The 20,831-nt window shown below is 71.3% G+C and carries 22 protein-coding genes and 5 tRNA genes; 17 read left to right on the top strand and 10 right to left on the bottom strand.

Going from position 1 to position 20,831, the window contains the following annotated elements; genetic code table 11:
• Positions 1-169: 169 nt before the first annotated feature.
• The 4 genes from ACIPM1_RS26805 to ACIPM1_RS26790 form a co-directional block, all read right to left on the bottom strand.
• Positions 170-745 carry an ATP/GTP-binding protein gene (locus ACIPM1_RS26805; protein ID WP_356194935.1) on the bottom strand — a complete coding sequence of 192 codons (576 nt, stop codon included), beginning with the start codon at positions 743-745 and terminating at the stop codon, positions 170-172.
• Entirely contained in the window at positions 726-1,124 is a 399-nt protein-coding gene (locus ACIPM1_RS26800) for a DUF742 domain-containing protein (protein ID WP_019058642.1), read from the bottom strand. Before ACIPM1_RS26800 ends, ACIPM1_RS26805 begins: the two co-directional genes overlap by 20 nt.
• Positions 1,125-1,235: 111 nt before the next feature.
• Positions 1,236-1,649: a roadblock/LC7 domain-containing protein gene (locus ACIPM1_RS26795; RefSeq protein ID WP_003973453.1), complete on the bottom strand. Its 414-nt coding sequence runs from the start codon at positions 1,647-1,649 to the stop codon at positions 1,236-1,238.
• Between the two features lie 9 nt (positions 1,650-1,658).
• Positions 1,659-5,384, bottom strand: a complete 3,726-nt coding sequence (locus tag ACIPM1_RS26790) for a nitrate- and nitrite sensing domain-containing protein (RefSeq protein WP_402438886.1) — start codon at positions 5,382-5,384, stop codon at positions 1,659-1,661.
• 599 nt (positions 5,385-5,983) lie between these two features.
• On the opposite strand from ACIPM1_RS26790, the gene ACIPM1_RS26785 reads away from it, so the two are divergent.
• From ACIPM1_RS26785 to ACIPM1_RS26745, 9 genes are all read left to right on the top strand, one after another.
• Positions 5,984-6,172 (top strand): hypothetical protein, encoded by a 189-nt coding sequence (locus ACIPM1_RS26785; protein WP_356194930.1) that lies wholly within the window; start codon positions 5,984-5,986, stop codon positions 6,170-6,172.
• A gap of 172 nt (positions 6,173-6,344) precedes the next feature.
• A complete protein-coding gene (locus tag ACIPM1_RS26780) occupies positions 6,345-7,130 on the top strand; it encodes a fumarylacetoacetate hydrolase family protein (RefSeq protein ID WP_356194928.1) in 786 nt (261 codons plus the stop codon).
• Positions 7,123-8,607 carry a glutamate--tRNA ligase gene (gene gltX / locus ACIPM1_RS26775; RefSeq protein ID WP_402438884.1) on the top strand — a complete coding sequence of 495 codons (1,485 nt, stop codon included), beginning with the start codon at positions 7,123-7,125 and terminating at the stop codon, positions 8,605-8,607. The genes ACIPM1_RS26780 and gltX overlap by 8 nt, the downstream gene beginning before the upstream one ends.
• Before the next feature lie 104 nt (positions 8,608-8,711).
• Positions 8,712-9,449: an HAD family hydrolase gene (locus ACIPM1_RS26770; RefSeq protein ID WP_402438882.1), complete on the top strand. Its 738-nt coding sequence runs from the start codon at positions 8,712-8,714 to the stop codon at positions 9,447-9,449.
• Positions 9,450-9,539: 90 nt separating this feature from the next.
• Positions 9,540-9,611 (top strand) — tRNA-Gln (locus ACIPM1_RS26765).
• A 40-nt stretch (positions 9,612-9,651) separates the two neighbouring features.
• Positions 9,652-9,724, top strand: a tRNA-Glu gene (locus ACIPM1_RS26760).
• Between the two features lie 86 nt (positions 9,725-9,810).
• Positions 9,811-9,883, top strand: a tRNA-Glu gene (locus ACIPM1_RS26755).
• A gap of 21 nt (positions 9,884-9,904) precedes the next feature.
• Positions 9,905-9,976 (top strand) — tRNA-Gln (locus tag ACIPM1_RS26750).
• A 28-nt stretch (positions 9,977-10,004) separates the two neighbouring features.
• A tRNA-Glu gene (locus ACIPM1_RS26745) sits at positions 10,005-10,077 on the top strand.
• Between the two features lie 83 nt (positions 10,078-10,160).
• On the opposite strand, the gene ACIPM1_RS26740 is transcribed toward ACIPM1_RS26745, so the two are convergent.
• Positions 10,161-10,811, bottom strand: a complete 651-nt coding sequence (locus ACIPM1_RS26740) for a MerR family transcriptional regulator (protein WP_402438880.1) — start codon at positions 10,809-10,811, stop codon at positions 10,161-10,163.
• A 160-nt stretch (positions 10,812-10,971) separates the two neighbouring features.
• Between ACIPM1_RS26740 and ACIPM1_RS26735 the strand changes: the two genes are divergently transcribed.
• Positions 10,972-11,457, top strand: coding sequence for a DUF4188 domain-containing protein (locus ACIPM1_RS26735; protein ID WP_402438878.1), 486 nt, complete (start codon positions 10,972-10,974; stop codon positions 11,455-11,457).
• Positions 11,458-11,617: 160 nt separating this feature from the next.
• On the opposite strand, the gene ndgR is transcribed toward ACIPM1_RS26735, so the two are convergent.
• Positions 11,618-12,334 (bottom strand): IclR family transcriptional regulator NdgR, encoded by a 717-nt coding sequence (gene ndgR, locus ACIPM1_RS26730; RefSeq protein WP_189900496.1) that lies wholly within the window; start codon positions 12,332-12,334, stop codon positions 11,618-11,620.
• Between the two features lie 185 nt (positions 12,335-12,519).
• Between ndgR and leuC the strand changes: the two genes are divergently transcribed.
• From leuC to ACIPM1_RS26710, 4 genes are all read left to right on the top strand, one after another.
• Entirely contained in the window at positions 12,520-13,953 is a 1,434-nt protein-coding gene (gene leuC, locus ACIPM1_RS26725) for a 3-isopropylmalate dehydratase large subunit (protein WP_356191608.1), read from the top strand.
• Positions 13,954-13,956: 3 nt separating this feature from the next.
• Positions 13,957-14,550: a 3-isopropylmalate dehydratase small subunit gene (gene leuD / locus ACIPM1_RS26720; protein WP_356191611.1), complete on the top strand. Its 594-nt coding sequence runs from the start codon at positions 13,957-13,959 to the stop codon at positions 14,548-14,550.
• Between the two features lie 306 nt (positions 14,551-14,856).
• A complete protein-coding gene (locus ACIPM1_RS26715) occupies positions 14,857-15,087 on the top strand; it encodes a hypothetical protein (protein WP_356191614.1) in 231 nt (76 codons plus the stop codon).
• A gap of 135 nt (positions 15,088-15,222) precedes the next feature.
• Entirely contained in the window at positions 15,223-15,876 is a 654-nt protein-coding gene (locus ACIPM1_RS26710; protein WP_402438876.1) for an HU family DNA-binding protein, read from the top strand.
• A gap of 100 nt (positions 15,877-15,976) precedes the next feature.
• On the opposite strand, the gene ACIPM1_RS26705 is transcribed toward ACIPM1_RS26710, so the two are convergent.
• Positions 15,977-16,180, bottom strand: a complete 204-nt coding sequence (locus ACIPM1_RS26705) for a hypothetical protein (protein ID WP_356191620.1) — start codon at positions 16,178-16,180, stop codon at positions 15,977-15,979.
• A 9-nt stretch (positions 16,181-16,189) separates the two neighbouring features.
• On the bottom strand, positions 16,190-16,840 hold the full coding sequence (gene cofC / locus ACIPM1_RS26700; protein ID WP_402438874.1) for a 2-phospho-L-lactate guanylyltransferase: 651 nt from the start codon (positions 16,838-16,840) through the stop codon (positions 16,190-16,192).
• A 143-nt stretch (positions 16,841-16,983) separates the two neighbouring features.
• Here cofC and ACIPM1_RS26695 point away from each other — a divergent pair, with 143 nt between their 5' ends.
• Genes ACIPM1_RS26695 through ACIPM1_RS26685 form a run of 3 tightly spaced genes read left to right on the top strand, consistent with a single transcriptional unit; the run spans position 16,984 to position 20,005 of the window.
• Positions 16,984-17,781 carry a lysophospholipid acyltransferase family protein gene (locus ACIPM1_RS26695; RefSeq protein ID WP_402438872.1) on the top strand — a complete coding sequence of 266 codons (798 nt, stop codon included), beginning with the start codon at positions 16,984-16,986 and terminating at the stop codon, positions 17,779-17,781.
• Positions 17,778-18,788 (top strand): NAD(P)H-dependent glycerol-3-phosphate dehydrogenase, encoded by a 1,011-nt coding sequence (locus tag ACIPM1_RS26690; protein ID WP_402438870.1) that lies wholly within the window; start codon positions 17,778-17,780, stop codon positions 18,786-18,788. The genes ACIPM1_RS26695 and ACIPM1_RS26690 overlap by 4 nt, the downstream gene beginning before the upstream one ends.
• Positions 18,789-18,847: 59 nt before the next feature.
• On the top strand, positions 18,848-20,005 hold the full coding sequence (locus ACIPM1_RS26685) for a D-alanine--D-alanine ligase family protein (protein WP_402438868.1): 1,158 nt from the start codon (positions 18,848-18,850) through the stop codon (positions 20,003-20,005).
• A gap of 16 nt (positions 20,006-20,021) precedes the next feature.
• Here the strand turns inward: ACIPM1_RS26685 and ACIPM1_RS26680 are convergent, their stop codons facing one another.
• Positions 20,022-20,504, bottom strand: a complete 483-nt coding sequence (locus tag ACIPM1_RS26680; protein ID WP_402438866.1) for a DUF3515 domain-containing protein — start codon at positions 20,502-20,504, stop codon at positions 20,022-20,024.
• A 20-nt stretch (positions 20,505-20,524) separates the two neighbouring features.
• Positions 20,525-20,758, bottom strand: coding sequence for an Lrp/AsnC ligand binding domain-containing protein (locus ACIPM1_RS26675; protein ID WP_356191634.1), 234 nt, complete (start codon positions 20,756-20,758; stop codon positions 20,525-20,527).
• Positions 20,759-20,831: the final 73 nt, after the last annotated feature.

Raw genomic sequence — 20,831 nt, 5'->3', positions numbered from 1 at the left:
GCGACACCGGATGTGCGCGACGCGTGGCCGCACCACCGGATTCCTCTGCCGAAACGTTATGAACACCGGGGCCGACCGTGTCAAAGGACACAGTCGGCTCCGGTGGCTGCTACGACAACTGCCGTATGGATCTTTCGACTTGAGTGCTACCTGAAACGACTTCCGGGCGTTACCGCAGCCGGGCCATCAGGGCGTGCTCCACCAGCGTGATCAGCGCCGACTTGGCGTCCGCGCGGTGGCGGGCGTCGGTCGTGATGATCGGGGCGTCCGGGCCGATCTGCAGCGCCTCGCGCACTTCCTCCGGGTTGTACGGCTGGTGCCCGTCGAAGCCGTTGAGCGCGACCACGAAGGGCAGGCCGCTGTTCTCGAAGTAGTCCACGGCCGGGAAGCAGTCGGCGAGCCGCCGCGTGTCCACCAGGACCACCGCGCCGATCGCGCCGCGGACCAGGTCGTCCCACATGAACCAGAAGCGGTCCTGGCCCGGCGTACCGAACAGGTACAGGATCAGGTCCTGGTCCAGGGTGATACGGCCGAAGTCCATGGCGACCGTCGTGGTCGTCTTGTCCCCGGTGTGGGTCAGGTCGTCGATGCCCGCCGAAGCAGACGTCATGACGGCCTCCGTGCGCAGCGGGTTGATCTCCGAGACGGCACCCACGAACGTGGTCTTGCCCACGCCGAAGCCGCCCGCCACCACGATCTTCGCGGAGGTGGTCGCCCGGCCTCCGTCAGAGCTTGCGAAGTCCACTGAGCACCCTTTCGAGCAGCGTCACATCCGGTGCGCCGCCGTTGTTCTCGTCGCCGCCCGGCTGGTGGATGGCCACCAGCCCGGCCTCGGCCAGGTCCGCGACGAGGATCCGGGCCACGCCGAGCGGCATGGCCAGCAGTGCCGAAACCTCGGCGACCGACTTCACCTCGCGGCACAGATGGCAGATCCGCTGGTGCTCCGGGAGCAGTCCCATCAGCGCTGCCGGGTCGGCCGTCGTGCTGATCAGCGCCTCGATGGCGAGCTGATAGCGCGGCCGGGTCCGGCCGCCGGTCATCGCATACGGACGTACCAGCGGCTGGTCGCCCTCGTCCCCGTACGGCTCGGCGTACGGATCATGAGAGGCGGTGGGCGGGGTCATGAATCCTCCGGGCGGGACAGCAAGTCGGTCAGTCAAGCCGTCGGACGGGGCCGGTGGGGGGATTGTGGCGGCCGGACGGTGATTTGGTGAGGTGGGTGGTACCGGGACCTGTCAGTGGAGCAGACTGCCCTGTAGTTCGGCACGCAGGTCGGGCGTCAGTACCGCCCCGGCGCGGTCGACGAGCAGCGCCATCTCGTAGCCGACGAGGCCGATGTCGCACTCCGGGTGCGCGAGAACGGCCAGGGACGACCCGTCCGAGACGGACATGAGGAAGAGGAAGCCGCGCTCCATCTCCACCACCGTCTGCGCCACATTGCCTCCCTCGAAGATCCGGGAGGCCCCGGCGGTCAGCGAGGTGAGACCGGACGCGACGGCCGCGAGCTGGTCGGCGCGGTCGCGCGGGAACCCTTCGGACATCGCCAGAAGGAGTCCGTCCGCGGATACCACGACGGTGTGGGACACCCCCGGGGTGTTGTCCACGAAGTTGGTGATCAACCAGTTGAGGTTCTGTGCCGCCTGGCTCATCGGGCTCAACTAACGCTCCTGCTGGTGAGTGGGGCTGGGATAGCTGCCCGTCTGACCGGAGTTGGCCTGACGACCCTGTGCGATGCCCCGACGGAGATTGGTCAGCCGGCCGCGTACGTCGTCAGGCGCACGCGAGACCTGCGGACCGCTCTGGTGCTGTTGCTGCTGAGCCGTGCCCGGGACGAGGTTCGCCCTGGGCACCCGGCGCGGCAGGCCGGAGGTGGTGACGCCGCCCGCCGCCGGCTGCCGTACGCGCTCTGCCTGCCGGACGAGATCGTCGTTCGGCGAGCTGCGCCACGGCGCGGAGGCGGGACGCTGGGGGGCCGAGGAGGCCTGCGGCTGCTGCGGGGCCGGGGCCGCGGTGGAGCCGTTGTCCTGCTGCTGGCGGTCGCCGCCGCGGAACCAGTTGGTCTCCAGGGTGTCGTACAGCGGCGTCCGTCCGTCGCCGGGGCCCGCGGCCGGCGGAAGTGCCTCGGGCTCGCGACGGGCGGGACGCTCCGGGGCCGACGGACGCTGGGCGCCGAAGTCGGCACCCGAGCCGCCGGACTGGGGCCGGTCGAACTGGCCGGTGGACGACGGTTCCTGACGGCCCGGCAGGGAGTGCCGGCCCGTGGAACCGCTGTCGTACCCGGGCTGGGCGTACGGGCCCGTGGAGCCCGCGCCGTACCCCTGCGGGGCGGCGTACTGGCCGGTGGAACCGCTGTCGTAGGCCTGCGGAGCCGCGAACTGACCGGTGGCGGAGGGGTTGTTCTGCGGCGCCGAGGCGCCGTAGACGTCCTGGCGCACGAACGAACCGGTGCCCTGCCCCGAGTCGGCGCCGAACTGACCGGTGTTCTGCGCGCCGCCCGGACGCGGGGCGTCGAAGTCGGGGCGCGGGAACTCGGACGTGGAGCCCGGGCCCTGGAGGTCGTCCTGGCGCGGGACCACCGGCAGCTCCGCGGTGGCGCCCGGACCCTGCCGGTCGTCGACCCGCGGCATCCGGGAGGTGTGCGCCGGACCCTGGTCGTCGTGGCCGCGCGGCGCGTCGAGCGCGGCGCGGTCGTCGCCCCAGCCCGTGGACCGGGACGGCGGGTTGCCGCCGGGCAGCTCCGCGCGCGGACCGCCGCGCGGGGGCAGCTGCTGCTGCCGGCCCTGGTCGGCGGCGTTCGACCGCTGCGGGGGCACGGCGCCGCGGCCGCCGCCGAAGACGTCCTGGCGCTGCTGTCCGTCGCCGAAGCCCTGGGACCCGGCGGGAGCCTGGCCGCCGAAGCCGGCACCCGCGCCCGGCGCCGGGGACATCCCCTGGTCGAACGAGGAGGGGGACGTGGCGGGCGAACGGCCCTGCTGCTGTGCCGGACCCTGCGGCCCGCGCGGACCGCCCGGCCCGCCGGGACGGCCGCCCGTGCCGGGCAGCGCGGCGCGCGAACCCTGGCCGGCGCCCACCTGGCCGCGCGGACCGGCGCCGGCGCCGAGCCGGCCGGCACCGCCGCCCGAGGCGCCGCCGCCCGGCTGGCCGCCCTGGCGACGCGCCGCGGCGGCACCGGCCGCGGCCTGCGCGGCAGCCGGACCACCGGCGGAGGGAGCGCCGGGCTTGCCCGGAGCGGGCTTCTTGCCGCCCTGGGCGACGTCCACGGGCAGCATGACCAGCGCGGTCGTGCCACCGGAGTCGGACGGGCGCAGCTGGATGCGGATGCCGTGGCGCTGCGACAGACGGCCGACCACGAACAGACCCATGCGCCGGGAGACGGAGACGTCCACGGTGGGCGGCGAGGCGAGCCGCTCGTTGATCGCCGCGAGGTCCTCGGGGGAGAGGCCGATGCCGGTGTCGTGGATCTCGATCAGGACGCGGCCGTCGGGCAGCGCGTGACCGGTCACCTTGACCTTGGTCTGCGGCGAGGAGAAGGAGGTCGCGTTCTCGAGCAGCTCGGCGAGCAGGTGCACGAGGTCGTTGACCACGCGGCCGGCGACCTCGGTGGTCGGCACGGCGGCGAGCTCGATGCGCTCGTACTGCTCCACCTCGGACGCGGCGGCGCGGAGCACGTCGACCAGCGGGACCGGGCGGGTCCAGCGGCGGCCGGGCTCCTCACCCGCGAGGACGAGGAGGTTCTCACCGTTACGGCGCATGCGCGTCGCGAGGTGGTCGAGCTTGAACAGCGAGGAGAGCTGGTCCGGGTCGGCCTCGCGGGACTCCAGTTCGGAGATGAGCGACAGCTGACGCTGGATGAGGCCCTGGGAGCGGCGCGAGAGGTTGGTGAACATCGCGTTGACGTTGCCCCGCAGCAGGGCCTGCTCGGCGGCGAGGCGGACCGCCTCGCGGTGCACGTCGTCGAAGGCCGCGGCCACCTGGCCGATCTCGTCCCGGGAGTGCACACCGACCGACTCCACGGACGTGTCGACGTCCTGCGGGTCGGACTCGGAGAGCTGCTTGACCAGCTCGGGCAGACGGTCCTGGGCGACCTTGGTGGCGGTCTCCTGGAGCCGGCGCAGCGAGCGGATCATGGAGCGGGCCACGACGAAGGCGCCGACCAGCGATACGCCGAGGACGAGGAGGATCAGCGCACCGGAGATGATCGCGTCGCGCTCGGTGGCGCTGCGCAGCTCGCGGGCCTTCTGCTCCATGTCCTCGAGCAGCGTGTGCTCGATCTTCTTCATCTGCTCGATCTTGGTCGAGCTGTCGTCCACCCAGTCGCGGTACGAGCGCTTCTGCAGGCCGCCCAGGCCGTCCGCCGAGCCGAGGGCACGGCGGGCGTAGATGTCGGCGGCCTCGATCGTCGGGTTGCCCTCGTCGATGGGCTTGACGAGCTCCTCGGCGCCGTCGCCGTAGATGTTGCGGAAGCTGCTGAGTTCGGACTTCTGGCTCTCCAGCGCCGACTCGGCGTAGAGCCGGTCGTTCTCGGAGAGGCTGCCCGTGGTGGTGTTGGTCGAGGGCAGCGCCGCCGCGATGACGGCGCGCTGCACGGACGCGTACTCCTTGGCGGAGGAGAAGGCCGACAGGGCACGCGTGCGCTGGATCATCTCCGGGTTGCTGGTCGCCTCGGCCATGTCCTGGGAGAGGCTGAGCAGTTCGGTGATGAGCCGGTGGTATGCCTCCACCGTCTGGGTGGAGTTGTCCTTGGCCTGGTAGGCGTCCTGGCGGATCTTGCCCAGGCTGTTGAGCTCGCTGGCGAGGCCGACGAGGCTGTCGCGGACGCCGAGGAGGTTGCCGTCCTTGCTCGCGGCGTCGATCTCCTCGGAGGCGCTGAGGAAGTTCGCCTTGGCGCGGTCCGTCTTGTCCCGGTAGCCCTTGACCGTGTAGTCGGTCGCCTTCAGGCCGTGCGCCATGGGGCCGGCGGACTGGTCGCGCTCCTCCTGGAGCGCGGCGGCCAGCTCGGTGGCCTGCTTGGTCATGTCCGTCAGCAGCTTCATGTTGTCGAGCTGCTGGATGTCGTCCATGGACTGGTTGATGCGCAGCGCACCGAGCGAGGTGGCCGCGACCACGGGGAGCGCGAGCAGCGACACCAGGCGCGTCGAGATGCGCCAGTTGCGCAGGGCCACCCGCGAACCGGGGCCCGTCGCGCCCTTGGGGGGCTTCACCGGCGGAGCGGGGCTCTCCGACGGTGACACGGAGACACTGGACCGCCCGGCGCGGTCTCCGCCGTCGCCGGACGGGGCCGAGCCCGGGTTCTGGGCGTGCTGGGGCGAGGAACCACGGTCGGTCCCGCCGTGCGGCTCCGGCTCCGCCGAAGCGCTGCCATCCCTCTTGAAACGTCCCTGCACTAGCGTCGCAACCTCTGGACCAGGCGCCCCTCCGCGCGAACGGAAGGACGGTGTCGGCGTTGTGGGGAGCGTCCTGAACACGCCCCCCAGGGTGGTCGTGAGTGACCGGCGCTGGCTCCCCCTATCTCGCCGCCACTCGGCGCTGCGTTGCGCCCCCTGCGCGCCGGCTCGATCCCGCGGCGGTCCGTGGCATTCCAGCACAGTGCCGGATCTCCAACAAGGCTCGCGGACCTAGCTGTGACCTCTGTGACACCGCGTGAGTGCAGCGTTACCGGTGGTGGAAAGTGATCTCGAACATTGCGGACATATCGCTACGATCCCGCGAGTCGCGGACGGTGTCCCAGTCGCCATGATCAGGAGCGGAATGGAGGCTTCAGGGGTGCAATGTCCCTATTGTCAAGGCGGAAAGCGCGTCGGAATTGCCTCGAATGTCTGCGGTCTAGTGAGCAAACTCACACGCAGATCACGGGCTCTTCACGTCTTCGGCCGGGAATTGCATGTTTAGCCTGGCGCTTTACAGAGATGGCAAATCCGACAACCCGCGCCCGCGGGGGTTCCGTGACCTCCCGGCGCCCTACACGACAGGGCCTCGTACAACCGTGAAGACGACGCTGATGTTCCGCACCATAGCCAACCCGCGGCGCACGACTCTGGTGCACCTCGAGGACGCCGACGCACTGCAGACGCCGGAACAGCCGGAGCACTCCGTCATCCTCCCCGAGCAGACCGCCAACCCGCGGCGCACCGTCCTCATGGAGGTCCCCGTCGCCGCGTCCGTCGCTCAGTAGTACGCGCGCCGGCCGGCGGATGCTCAAAACGGCCGGCACGACGACAGGGGCGCCCCGGGACCGGGGCGCCCCTTCCTGCTGCGGGGGGTAATGCGCGAGGTGGCGGAGGTCCTGCCGCGTTAGCCTGGATCGTCAGACTCCAGCCAGTTCAGGTAAGGGGCGCAAGGATCCCGTGCGCATCGCCAGATTCTCCATCGACGGGAACGTCGCCTTCGGCGCGGTCGAGGGCGACAAGCCGGACGAGCTCGTCCTCGACATCGTCAAGGGCATCCCGTTCGCGGACTTCGCGCTCTCCGGCACGAAGGTGCCGCTGAGCAAGGTCCGGCTGCTGCCGCCGGTGCTGCCCAACAAGGTCGTGGCCTTCGGCCGCAACTACGCCGAGCACGCCCGCGAGCTGGGCAACGAGGTGCCGGACGCCCCGTTCGCCTTCTTCAAGCCGTCCACCTCGGTGATCGGCTCCGGCGACGAGATCCAGTACCCGCCCTTCTCCCAGGAACTGCACCACGAGGCGGAACTGGCCGTCGTCATCGGCCGCATGTGCCGCGAGGTCCCGCGCGAGCGCGTCAAGGACGTGATCTTCGGCTACACCTGCGCCAACGACGTCACCGCCCGCGACGTGCAGCGGCGCGAGAAGCAGTGGGCCAGGGCCAAGGGCTTCGACACCTCCTGCCCGCTCGGCCCCTGGGTGGAGACGGACCTCGACCTCGCCGCCGCGTCCGACCTGACCGTGCAGCTCACCGTCAACGGCGAACAGCGCCAGCTCGGGCGCACCAGCGAGATGATCCACCCCATCGAGGATCTGATCGTCAACATCTCCGAGGCCATGACGCTGCTGCCCGGCGACGTGATCCTCACGGGCACCCCGGCAGGGGTCGGCCCCCTCAACGTCGGCGACGAGGTCGCCGTCACCATCGAAGGCATCGGCACTCTCACCAACAAGGTTGTCAAGCGTGGCTAGCGCACCCGGCTCCCCCGTACGCGTCCGTTTCTGCCCGTCGCCCACCGGTAACCCCCATGTGGGCCTGGTGCGCACCGCCCTGTTCAACTGGGCGTTCGCCCGGCACCACCAGGGCACCCTGGTCTTCCGCATCGAGGACACCGACGCGGCCCGCGACTCCGAGGAGTCCTACAACCAGCTCCTCGACGCGATGCGCTGGCTCGGCTTCGACTGGGACGAGGGCCCCGAGATCGGCGGCCCGCACGCCCCGTACCGCCAGTCGCAGCGGATGGACCTCTACCGCGACGTCGCCCGGAAGCTGCTGGACGCCGGCCACGCCTACCACTGCTACTGCTCGCAGGAGGAGCTGGACAGCCGCCGCGAGGCCGCCCGCGCCGCCGGCAGGCCCTCCGGCTACGACGGCCACTGCCGCGACCTCACGGACGGACAGGTCGAGGAGTACAAGGCCCAGGGCCGGGCGCCCATCGTCCGCTTCCGGATGCCCGACGAGACGATCACCTTCACCGACCTGGTCCGCGGCGAGCTGACCTTCACCCCGGAGAACGTGCCGGACTACGGCATCGTCCGGGCCAACGGCGCCCCCCTGTACACCCTGGTCAACCCGGTCGACGACGCCCTGATGGAGATCACCCACGTCCTGCGCGGCGAGGACCTGCTCTCCTCCACCCCGCGGCAGATCGCCCTCTACAAGGCGCTGATCGAGCTCGGCGTCGCCAAGGGCACGCCCGAGTTCGGCCACCTGCCCTACGTGATGGGCGAGGGCAACAAGAAGCTCTCCAAGCGCGACCCGCAGTCGAGCCTCAACCTCTACCGGGAGCGCGGCTTCCTGCCCGAGGGCCTGCTCAACTACCTCTCCCTGCTCGGCTGGTCGCTCTCGGCCGACCAGGACATCTTCTCCGTCGAGGAGATGGTCGCGGCCTTCGAGATCGGGGACGTGAACCCCAACCCGGCCCGCTTCGACCTGAAGAAGTGCGAGGCGATCAACGCCGACCACATCCGGATGCTGGACGTGAAGGACTTCACGGAGCGCTGCCGTCCGTGGCTGCAGGCCCCGGCCGCGCCCTGGGCCGCGGAGGACTTCGACGAGGCGCGGTGGCAGGCGATCGCCCCGCACGCCCAGACCCGTCTGAAGGTCCTGTCCGAGATCACCGACAACGTCGACTTCCTGTTCCTGCCGGAGCCGGTCTTCGACGAGGCCTCCTGGACCAAGGCGATGAAGGAGGGCTCGGACGCCCTGCTGCGCACCGCCCGGGAGAAGCTGGAGTCGGCGGACTGGACCTCGGCCGAGTCCCTCAAGGAGGCCGTCCTGGCCGCCGGCGAGGCCCACGGCCTCAAGCTCGGCAAGGCGCAGGCCCCGGTCCGCGTCGCGGTCACCGGCCGTACGGTCGGCCTCCCCCTCTTCGAGTCGCTGGAGATCCTCGGCAAGGAGAAGACGCTGGCCCGCGTCGACGCGGCGCTGGCCCGGCTCGCCGCGTAGGCGGGACCACCACCGACACAGGGCCCGGTTCGCGGCACCCGCCGCGGGCCGGGCCCTGTGCCGTTCCCGCCGACGGCGGGGGCGCCTTCGCCTACGGTGGGGGCATGAGCGTCAAGGCCGTCGTCTGGGACGTCGACGACACCCTCTTCGACTACACGACCGCGGACCGCGCCGGGATGCGCGCGCACCTGGCGGCCGAGAGGCTGCTGGACGGGTACGAGTCCGCGGACCACGCCCTCGCCCACTGGCGGCGGATCACCGACGCGCAGTGGGCGCGGTTCTCGGCCGGGGAGGTGACCTTCGAGGAGCAGCGCCGGGACCGCGTGCGGGTCTTCCTCGGCCGCCCGGAGCTGTCCGACGGCGAGGCCGACGACTGGTTCCGGCGTTATCTCGGTCACTACGAGGCCGCCTGGACCCTCTTCCCGGACGTGCTGCCCGCCCTGGACGCGCTCGCCGCCAGCCACCGGCACGCGGTGCTGTCCAACTCCAGCCTGCACGTCCAGGAGCACAAGCTGCGCACCCTGGGCCTCCTGGACCGGTTCGAGGCCGTCCTGTGCGCCGCCGAGCTTGGTGTGTCCAAGCCGGAGGCCCGCGCCTTCCTCGCCGTCTGCGAGGCGCTGGGGCTGCGGCCGCACGAGGTCGCCTACGTCGGGGACCACCCGGAGATCGACGGGCGCGGCGCCGCCGAGGCCGGCCTGCTGTCGGTGTGGATCGACCGTGGTGGCGTGTACACGGCCGAGGCCGGCGCACCCACGCGGCGGCACCGGATCGCGTCCCTCACCGAACTCCCCGCGATCGTCGCCGCGGATACCCGTTTTGGAGCCCCGTCCACCTTCGGGTAATATTCTTCCTGCGCCGCCGGGGAGCGGGCCGAAAGGCCGGAACCGGAGGCGCAACGCTAGAACAAGATCCCTCCGGGGCTTGCGTTCCAGTGGCCTATGGTGTAATTGGCAGCACGACTGATTCTGGTTCAGTTAGTCTTGGTTCGAGTCCAGGTAGGCCAGCTCGCAGAGCTCATCTGCACCACGCGGATCATATCCGCGAGCCCCCGTTGTGTAGCGGCCTAGCACGCTGCCCTCTCAAGGCAGTAGCGCCGGTTCGAATCCGGTCGGGGGTACGGATCCTTCCCGCGAAGGCAACCGGGTCGCTCCCGTTGCTCTCACGTGGACAACATCCGGCTACCGCCGGGTGGGGATCGCTAGGGCCCCCGTTGTGTAGCGGCCTAGCACGCCGCCCTCTCAAGGCGGTAGCGCCGGTTCGAATCCGGTCGGGGGTACTGACTGGTCTAAACCATCATTGGTCTATGGTGTAATTGGCAGCACGACTGATTCTGGTTCAGTTAGTCTTGGTTCGAGTCCAGGTAGACCAGCTCGGACCTGCGGAAACGCAGTGTCCACGCCCCCGTTGTGTAGCGGCCTAGCACGCCGCCCTCTCAAGGCGGTAGCGCCGGTTCGAATCCGGTCGGGGGTACGCGATCGGAAGGGCCCTCCCTCGGGAGGGCCCTTCCGCGTTCTCCGCATCCCTCACCGCGCTCCCCCTCACCGCGCGACGCCTCACCGCGCGCCGAACCGGCGGCCCGACTCCTCGGCCTCCGCCAGCCGGCGCAGGCTGAGCAGCACGGGCTCGTACAGCACGGTCAGCGCCACCGCGGCCTCCACCTGCTCGTCCGGGGTCCCGTAGCGGTCCACCAGGTCCAGGTCGGTGACGGCGATCCGCTCCATCGCGCGGGCATAGGGCTCCAAGTCGTCGACGGCGCACGGGTACCCGAGCCGGGACAGCGCGGCGATCGCGGTCACCAGCATCCCGTACGCCGGCGCGGTCAACGGCTCGCCGGGGGAGCGGCCGCAGGACCAGCCGAGGCGGTCCAGGAGCGCGTCGGCGCTGTGCCGGGCGGTCTCGGTGGCCGGGTCGGTCTCGTCGGGCGCCGGGCCGTGCGGCAGGGCCCATACGGCGGTGCCCAGACGCCGGTTGCGGTCGAGGCCCTCGTCCTGGAGCGCGGCCAGCACCTCACGGGCGGAGTTCACCGGGATCCGCCCGACCTGGATCAGTGCCCGCACCAGCCGCAGCCGCCTCAGGTGCTCCTCGCCGTACTCGGCCTGGGTGGCGGTGATCCGGCGGCCGGGGTGCAGCAGGCCCTCGCGCAGGTAGTACTTGATCGTCGCCGTCGGCACCCCGCTGCGCGCGCTCAGCTCCGCCAGTCGCATTCCGTTCCGCACCCGCTTCCGTGCCGCCTTCTCTCGCGCTCTCCTCTTGAGCCCCACATCGGAGAGTGTCGCTATCCAAGCATGGATAGCGACGCTATCCAACGAGTCGAACCGGACCGGGTCCGGGGGCCGGAACGGGGACCAGGAGTTGGGGGACTTCATGAGTGCCGAGCCGATCGAAGGGCGCATGACCGCGGCGAGCGAGGACGGCGTGGTCGTCTTCCTCATCGGGATGCGCATCAACAGCTACGCCGCCGTGCGCAGTTGGCTCCCGGTGGCGAAGGCCATGGGGCCGATGCTCGCGGAGCTCTCGCGGGAGGAGGGCAGCGGACTGCTCGGGTACCAGTCCCTGCTGGGCGGGGTCCGCGAGGTGTACCTCGTGCAGTACTGGGAGTCGAAGGAGAAGCTCCTCGCCTACGCCTCCGCGCCGGACCGCGGCCACCGGCCGGCCTGGGCCGCCTTCAACCGGCGGCTGCGCGAGGGCAGGGGCCGGGTCGGCTTCTGGCACGAGACCTACGTCGTGCCCGCCGGCTCCTATGAATCGATTTACGTGAACATGCCGGAGTACGGCCTGGGCCGGGCCACCGGCGTGGTCCCGGTCGGCCGCCGCGGCGACCGGGCGGCGGAGCGGCTGCGGATGTCCTGAGGCGGGCGGCCCCCCCCGCACACGAGACCGGCCGGCTCCGGGTCCCGAGAGGGTCCGGAGCCGGCCGGTCGCGCCGTGGGTGTCGGTGGGGCGAGGTCCTGCCGGGTGGGCCTGCCGCGGCGTTGAGGCCGGCCCGTCCCGGTGGCGGGGTGCCCGGTGGTCAGCCGGAGCGGCGCAGGGCCTCGGAGAGGCGGCCGGCCGCGTCGATGACGGCCTGGGCGTGCATCCGGCCCGGGTGGCGGGTCAGGCGCTCGATGGGGCCGGAGACCGAGACGGCGGCCACCACGCGGTTGGAGGGGCCGCGGACGGGCGCGGAGACGGACGCGACGCCCGGCTCGCGCTCGCCGATGGACTGGGCCCAGCCGCGGCGCCGTACGCCCGACAGGGCCGTCGCCGTGAAGCGGGCCCCTTGCAGGCCGCGGTGCAGCCGCTCGGGCTCCTCCCAGGCCATCAGGACCTGCGCCGAGGACCCGGCCTTCATCGTCAGCGTCGAGCCGACCGGGACCGTGTCCCGCAGGCCGGACAGGCGCTCCGCCGCGGCGACGCAGATGCGCATGTCGCCCTGGCGCCGGTAGAGCTGCGCGCTCTCGCCCGTGACGTCCCGGAGATGGGTGAGCACCGGGCCCGCGGTGGCCAGGAGCCGGTCCTCGCCGGCCGCCGCGGCCAGTTCCGCGAGGCGCGGGCCGAGGATGAACCGGCCCTGCATGTCGCGCGCCACCATGCGGTGGTGTTCCAGGGCCACGGCCAGCCGGTGGGCCGTGGGTCGTGCCAGTCCGGTCGCCGCGACCAGACCCGCGAGGGTGGCCGGACCGGACTCCAGGGCGCTCAGGACGAGGGCTGCCTTGTCCAGAACGCCGACGCCGCTACTGTTGTCCATGCAACGATACTTGCGTCTCACTCTGTGAAACGCAAGTTCAATTTTCCGTGGAACACGCCACTCTGGAAGTCACAGCGGCCCGTGGACCGACGGGCCCGGCTGCGGACACCCGAGGGGGGCGCGGGTGCCGTTCCTCAAGATCTCTAGTTGGGCCGGCGCGTTCGCGTCCGGCCGGAGGGAAAGCGATGGGTAGGACACTCGCGGAGAAGGTCTGGGACGACCACGTCGTCCGGCGCGCCGAGGGCGAGCCCGACCTCCTCTTCATCGATCTGCACCTGCTGCACGAGGTGACCAGCCCCCAGGCCTTCGACGGCCTCCGCAAGAGCGGGCGCGCCGTGCGCCGCCTCGACCTCACCATCGCGACCGAGGATCACAACACCCCGACCCTCGACATCGACAAGCCCATCGCCGACCCGGTCTCCCGCGCCCAGCTGGAGACGCTGCGCAAGAACTGCGCCGAGTTCGGCGTCCGGCTGCACCCGCTGGGCGACGTCGAGCAGGGCGTCGTGCACGTCGTCGGCCCGCAGCTCGGGCTGACCCAGCCGGGCACGACCGTCGTCTGCGGCGACTCGCACACCTCGACGCACGGCGCCTTCGGCGCGCTGGCGTTCGGCATCGGCACCTCGCAGGTCGAGCACGTGCTGGCCACCCAGACGCTGCCGATGACCCGCCCGCGGACCATGGCGATCACGATCGAGGGCGAACTGCCCGACGGCGTCACCGCCAAGGACCTGATCCTGGCGATCATCGCCAGGATCGGCACCGGCGGCGGCCAGGGATACGTCCTGGAGTACCGCGGCTCCGCCATCGAGAAGCTCTCGATGGAGGCGCGCATGACCATCTGCAACATGTCGATCGAGGCCGGCGCCCGCGCGGGCATGATCGCCCCCGACGAGACCACCTTCGACTACCTCAAGGGCCGCCCGCACGCCCCCGAGGGCGAGGACTGGGACGCCGCGGTGGCGTACTGGAGGACGCTGCGCACGGACGACGACGCGGTCTTCGACGCCGAGGTCGTCATCGACGCCGCCGAGCTGTCGCCGTTCGTCACCTGGGGCACCAACCCCGGCCAGGGCGCGCCGCTTTCGGCCGCCGTCCCCGACCCGGCTTCGTACGAAGACGCATCGGAGCGCCTGGCCGCCGAAAAGGCCCTGGAGTACATGGGGTTGGAGGCCGGGCAGCCGCTGCGCTCCATCAAGGTGGACACCGTCTTCGTAGGCTCCTGCACCAACGGCCGCATCGAGGACCTGCGGGCCGCGGCCGCGATCCTGAAGGACCGCAAAGTCGCCGACGGCGTACGGATGCTGGTCGTCCCGGGCTCCGCGCGGGTGGGGCTGCAGGCCGTCTCCGAGGGCCTGGACGTGGTCTTCAAGGAGGCCGGCGCCGAGTGGCGGCACGCGGGCTGCTCGATGTGCCTCGGGATGAACCCCGACCAGCTCGCCCCCGGTGAGCGCTCCGCCTCCACCTCCAACCGCAACTTCGAGGGCCGGCAGGGCAAGGGCGGCCGCACCCACCTGGTGTCGCCGCAGGTCGCGGCCGCCACGGCGGTCCTGGGCCACCTGTCCTCCCCGGCCGACCTGACCGACGTCGACGCCGCCGCAACGCCCGCTGGAGTCTGAATCATGGAAGCCTTCACCACCCACACCGGCCGGGCCGTACCGCTGCGCCGCAGCAACGTCGACACCGACCAGATCATCCCCGCTCACTGGCTCAAGAAGGTCACGCGCGACGGGTTCGAGGACGGGCTGTTCGAGGCCTGGCGCAAGGACCCCGAGTTCGTGCTCAACCGCCCGGAGCGGCAGGGCGCCACGGTCCTGGTCGCCGGCCCCGACTTCGGCACCGGCTCGTCCCGCGAGCACGCCGTCTGGGCGCTGCAGAACTACGGCTTCAAGACCGTGATCTCCTCCCGCTTCGCGGACATCTTCCGGGGCAACTCGCTGAAGAACGGCCTGCTCACGGTGGTCCTGGAGCAGAAGGTCGTGGACGCGCTGTGGGAGCTCACCGAGAAGGACCCCACGGCTGAGGTCACTGTGGACCTTGAGGCTCGTGAGGTGCGGGCCGAGGGCATCACCGCCTCCTTCGAGCTGGACGAGAACTCCCGCTGGCGGCTGCTGAACGGGCTGGACGACATCTCCCTCACCCTCCGGGACGAGGCCGACATCGCCGCGTACGAGGCGAAGCGCCCGTCGTTCAAGCCGCGGACCCTGCCGGTCTGACCCGGCTCCGCCCCGGTTCGGTGATCCACTGCTGAGACAGCGCCGATCACCCCCGGGCAAGTCGAGTTTCGGCCATCGCGAGACCCCCGCCGTGCCCCCGATCACCCCGATCGGGGGTACGGCCTTTTTCGGCTCCCGCATCCCGGCGCGCCGCCGTGCCGGGCCCCAACGTCCCACGTTATGCAGGGTGTTGCCGGGGTAGGCGCTTTCCCAAGCCCCGACCGACGCAGGCGCTCGTGAGACCGTTCGACGCGGCAGTTGCCCCCTGGGCAGGCGACAACTCGCCCCAGATGGCACAATCTGTGCATGGACGACGACGGCCAACTCGAGCTCTATACGGCGGTCGCGGCCCAGCTGAAGGAAGCGCACGGAAGAGTGCGCGCACTGCAAGTCCCGGAGGGCGTACGGATGGCGCTGACCCGGAAGCTGCTGGTCATTACGGCCGCGGCCAAGCACGATCTCGCCGACGCGGCAAGGCGTCTGGACCGGTTCACGGCAGACCTCGACGAGGGTCGACTCCCCGAAGAGGAACGCTGAACCAGCCGAGACCGTCGAGTCCGTTGCGGCACAAGGGTGATTAGCCCGTTTCGTGTTTGATTTGCGGTATATATCTGCCTAACGTGCGAAAAGCTTGAACACTTTCGTTCTGGCGAGGTCTCCGAAGGGGAAGACGTGAACAAGGCGCAGCTCGTAGAAGCGATTGCCGACAAGATGGGCGGCCGGCAGCAGGCCGCCGACGCCGTCGACGCGGTGCTGGACGCCGTCGTCCGTGCGGTGGTCGCGGGAGACCGGGTCTCGGTCACCGGCTTCGGGTCCTTCGAGAAGGTGGACCGCCCCGCCCGCTACGCCCGCAACCCGCAGACGGGTGAGCGGGTCCGGGTCAAGAAGACCTCCGTTCCCCGCTTCCGGGCCGGCCAGGGCTTCAAGGACCTGGTGGGTGGCTCCAAGAAGCTCCCGAAGCACGACATCGCCGTGAAGAAGGCGCCCAAGGGCAGCCTCACCGGCCCCACGGCCACCATCGCCAAGGCCGCCGGCAAGAAGGCCGCCGCCAAGAAGGTGACGGGCGCGGCGAAGACGGCCGCCGCGAAGAAGGCCGCGGCCAAGAAGACCACGGCCGCCGCCAAGAAGACCGCGGCGAAGAAGACGACCGCCAAGAAGACCACGGCGGCCGCCGCCAAGAAGACCGCGGCGAAGAAGACCACGGCCAAGAAGGCGACGACGGCCCAGAAGGCCCCCGCCAAGAAGGCCACGGCCAAGAAGGCCCCCGCCAAGAAGTCGACGGCCCGCAAGACCACCGCCAAGAAGACCGCGGCCCGCGGCAAGTAGGGCACACGGGTGCACACGGGTCCTCGCGCGCCGGGCCGGACTCCTCGGGGAGCCCGGCCCGCGGCGCGTCCGGAGGCCCTGACGTGCCCGCCCGGCCCGTTCAGAAGGTCTGCAGGGTCACCAGCGTGATCCGCGGGGCGCCGTCGGCGCCCTCCGTCTCGATCCGCACCCGCTGCCCGGGGCGCAGCAGCCGCAGACCCCCCGCGTCGAACGCCGGCGCGTCGAAGGGCACCGGCGTCCCGTCGTCCAGGAGCACCTGCCCGCTGCGGGTTTCGGGGTCGTACGTGTATGCGGTCGCCTGCATGACGGCAGCCTACTGTCCGGTGACCCGCACCCGCTCCGGCAGCCGCGCGGCGGCGGCCGCCGTCCGCGGTCCCACCCCGAGCGCGAGCGCCGCCCGCAGATCCGCGCCGGTGTCCACGTCCTGACGTACGGAGTCCACCGCCTCCAGCGCCAGTTCCACCGCGCCGGACGCCCGGTGGCGGGCCCGTGAGGCCGGGCCAAAGGCCGGGAGCAGGGCATGCCCCGGTCCGGCCGCCAGCAGGGTCGTGCCGAGGTCCGCGGCGTCCGGGAGAAAGGCGCGCGGGAATCCGGCGGCGGCCTCCAGCACCCGGGCCAGTTCCGCCGGACGCAGCGCGGGGAGATCGGCGTTCAGGGCCGCCACGGGAGTTTCGGGAAGCGACGCGCGCACCACCGCGGCCCCGTGCGCCAGCGCCGGGTTCAGCCCCCCGCGCGGCTCGTCCGGGACGATCCCGGCGCCCAGCAGCGCCAGCTCGGCCCCGGCGACGGCGTCGTCCGTGACGACCACCACACCCCCGACCGCCGGGCAGGACAGGGCGGCCGCCACGGTGTCCTGGGCGAAGGCCAGCGCCAGGCCCGGCCGCACCCCGTCGTCCGCGGCGTCCGACAGCCTGCTCTTCGCCCGGGCCAGGGGCTTCAGCGGGATGACCACGGTCCACTGCACGAACGTTCGCCCCTCTCTTGTCGCGGACATTGTCCCCTGGCGCATCCGGGTGGGCCGGAGTCGGGGCGTACGGTGTTCTCGACAGACCGGCGGCCCGGGGTGACACTTGTGCGGCTCCCCAGGCCCTAGAGGAAGGTGTCCGCGTGCCCCGCCGCAGAATCGGCTTCTGGTACCGCTTCGCAGCGGTGATCTGCAAACCGCCGCTGGTGGTTCTGATCAAGCGGGACTGGCGAGGAATGGAGAACATTCCGGCCGAGGGCGGATTTATCACCACGGTGAACCACAATTCGCACATCGATCCCTTCGCCTACGCCCACTTTCAGTACAACACCGGGCGAGTACCGCGATTCCTCGCGAAGAGCGGCCTTTTCAGGAAGGGATTCGTCGGCGCCGCGATGCGCGGCACCGGGCAGATCCCCGTCTACCGCGAGAGCACGGACGCGCTGAGCGCCTTCCGCGCCGCGATCGACGCCGTGGAACGCGGCGAGTGCGTCGCCTTCTACCCCGAGGGCACCCTGACCCGCGACCCGGACCTCTGGCCGATGACCGGCAAGACGGGTGCCGCCCGTGTCGCCCTGCAGACCAAGTGCCCGGTGATTCCGGTCGCCCAGTGGGGCGCCAACGAGATCCTGCCGCCCTACACCAAGAAGCCGCACTTCTTCCCGCGCAAGACCCACCACGTGCTGGCCGGGCCACCGGTGGACCTGTCGCGCTTCTACGACCAGGAGATGACCCCCGAGCTGCTGAAGGACGCCACCGAGGCGATCATGGCGGCCATCACCCGGCTCCTGGAGGAACTCCGCGGCGAGCGGGCACCCGAGATCCCGTACGACCCGCGCCGGGAGCGGCTGGAACAGCGCCGCAGAACCGAGGCGCAGACCCACGGCAGGGGCGCCGTGGCCGGACGGGAAGCCGTACAGGAAGAGGGGCAGGGCACGTGAGCAAGCCGGTCAAGGCGGCCGTCTTCGGTACCGGATCGTGGGGGACCGCCTTCGGCATGGTCCTGGCCGACGCCGGCTGCGAGGTGGTCCTCTGGGCCCGCCGCGCCGACCTCGCCGAGGCGGTCAACTCCACGCGGACCAACCCCGACTACCTGCCCGGCGTCGAACTCCCGGAGAACCTGCGGGCCACCACGGACGCCGCCGAGGCCGCCCGGGACGCCGACCTCACCGTCCTCGCGATCCCCTCGCAGACCCTGCGCGCCAACCTCGCCGAGTGGGCGCCGCTGCTCGCCCCCGGCACCGTCCTCGTCTCCCTGATGAAGGGCGTCGAACTGGGCTCCGCCATGCGGATGAGCGAGGTGATCGAGGACGTCGCCAAGGTCGGCCCGGAGCGCATCGCCGTGGTCACCGGCCCGAACCTGGCCCGCGAGATCGCCGCCCGGATGCCGGCCGCCGCCGTGGTGGCCTGCACCGACGAGGAGGTCGCCCGGCGGCTCCAGGCCGCCTGCCACACCCCGTACTTCCGGCCGTACACCAACACCGACGTCGTCGGCTGCGAACTCGGCGGCGCCGTGAAGAACGTGATCGGACTGGCCGTCGGCATCGCGGACGGCATGGGCCTCGGCGACAACGCCAAGGGCTCGCTCATCACCCGCGGCCTCGCCGAGACCACCCGGCTGGGCGTCGCCCTGGGCGCCGACCCGCTCACCTTCTCCGGACTCGCGGGCCTGGGCGACCTGGTGGCGACCTGCTCCTCGCCGCTGTCGCGCAACCACACCTTCGGCACCAACCTCGGCAAGGGCATGACCCTGCAGGAGACCATCGCGGTCACCAGGCAGACCGCCGAGGGCGTCAAGTCCTGTGAGTCGGTGCTGGATCTGGCCCGCCGGCACGGTGTCGACATGCCCATCACCGAGACCGTCGTCGGCATCGTCCACGAGGGCAAGCCGCCGGTGGTCGCCCTCAAGGAGCTGATGTCGCGCAGCGCCAAGCCGGAACGACGCTGAGCGACCCCGCCGGTCCAACGCTGTCTCCCGGCCCTACCAACGGGTACTCTCATCGCGATATGAGCACCGAGAACCTCCCCCAGAGCCCTGAGCAGCCGTCCCGCAAGCCGCGCGTGGCCGTCGTGTGCGGCGGCCGCAGCTCCGAACACGGGATCTCCGTGGTCACCGCCGGAGCGGTGCTGCGCGCCATCGACCGGACCAAGTACGAGGTTCTGCCGATCGGCATCACGCGCGACGGCCGTTGGGCCCTGACCGCGGACGACCCGGAGCGCATGGCGATCACCGACCGCCGTACGCCCAGCGTCGATGAGCTCGCCGAGTCGGCCGAGGGCGGCGTGATCCTCCCCGTCGACCCCGCCAACCGCGAAGTCGTCTACAGCGAGCCGGGCTCGGTGCCCAAGGCGCTCGGCGAGGTCGACGTGGTCTTCCCCGTGCTGCACGGCCCGTACGGCGAGGACGGCACCCTCCAGGGCCTCCTGGAGCTGTCCGGTGTGCCGTACGTGGGCTCGGGCGTGCTCGCCTCGGCCGTCGGTCAGGACAAGGAGTACATGAAGCGGGTCTTCACCTCCTTCGGGCTCAAGGTCGGCCCGTACGTGGTGATCCGGCCGCGCGAGTGGGTCCAGGACCGGCCGGCGGCCCGCAAGAAGATCGTCGACTTCGCCGGCGAGCACGGCTGGCCGCTGTTCGTGAAGCCCGCGCGCGCGGGCTCGTCGATCGGCATCACCAAGGTCGAGGACCTCTCCGGTCTCGACGAGGCCATCGAGGAGGCCCAGCGGCACGACCCGAAGGTGCTCGTGGAGGCGGCCCTGCGCGGCCGCGAGATCGAGTGCGGCGTCCTGGAGTTCGAGGACGGCCCGCGGGCCTCCGTCCCGGCCGAGATCCCGCCGCCCGAGGCGCACGCGTACTACGACTTCGAGGCGAAGTACATCGACTCCACGCCCGGCATGGTGCCCGCCCCGCTGACGCCCGAGGAGACCGCCGAGGTGCAGCGGCTCGCGGTGGAGGCGTTCGAGGCGGCCTCCTGCGAGGGCCTGGTCCGAGCGGACTTCTTCCTCACCGAGGACGGCGAGTTCGTGATCAACGAGATCAACACCATGCCCGGCTTCACGCCGATCTCGATGTACCCGCAGATGTGGCAGGCCAGCGGCGTCGCCTACGAGGAGCTGGTGGACCGGCTGATCCAGGCGGCCCTGCGCCGGTCGACCGGCCTGCGCTGAGCGGCGCGGAACGGGACTAGGAGGCGATCCCCTCGGGGATCGCCTTCTTGACGGCCGGGGCCAGGCCGACCAGCGGGGCCACGCCGTGGCCGGTCCGCTCCTTCGGGATCGTCACCTCGACGTACGCCTTGCGCAGCGTGGTGGTGAAGCGGAACGACCCGTCGCCCCGCTTCTCCAGCAGCCAGCCCACGCCGTTCACCTCGGCGCCGTCCGCGTCCGGGTCCGTCATCCGGCCGGGCCGCTCGACACCGCAGCGCAGTATGATCGCCGGGCTTCCCCAACCCGCGGTCAGCGCGGAGGCGGGCGCGGGGTCCCGGCGTTCCAGTCCGTCCACCGTTCCCGGCAGCGCCCTGTCCAGGTTCCGGCACAGCTTCGTGACCGCCGGGCCCGGGCTGGGAACCGCCGCGGTGGCGCTGTCGTCGCTCCAGGAACAGCCCGCGGCGGTGATCAGCACGGCGAGGACAGGCAGACCGATGAGCCGGTGACGCGAAGAGTTCACCGGCCCAGGGTAGACGGGGGCTACAGATGCACGACCGGGCAGGTCAGGGTGCGGGTGATGCCGTCCACTTGCTGGACCTTGGCGACCACCAGGCGGCCGAGGTCGTCCACCGTGTCGGCCTGGGCGCGCACGATGACGTCGTAGGGTCCGGTGACGTCCTCGGCCTGGATGACTCCTTGGATCGTGCTGATCGTCTCGGCGACGGTCGACGCCTTGCCGACCTCCGTCTGGATCAGGATGTACGCCTGTACCACGGAACCTCCAGAGCGGCCACGAGGATCATGTGGGGAAAAGGAACGCCACGGTATCGCGTAGCCGCACGCCGCG

The sequence above is a fragment of the Streptomyces sp. NPDC086766 genome (assembly GCF_044746005.1).
Classification (GTDB): domain Bacteria; phylum Actinomycetota; class Actinomycetes; order Streptomycetales; family Streptomycetaceae; genus Streptomyces.
Note: the sequence above shows the minus strand (reverse complement) of the source record. Positions and strands in the feature narration are given on the sequence as shown.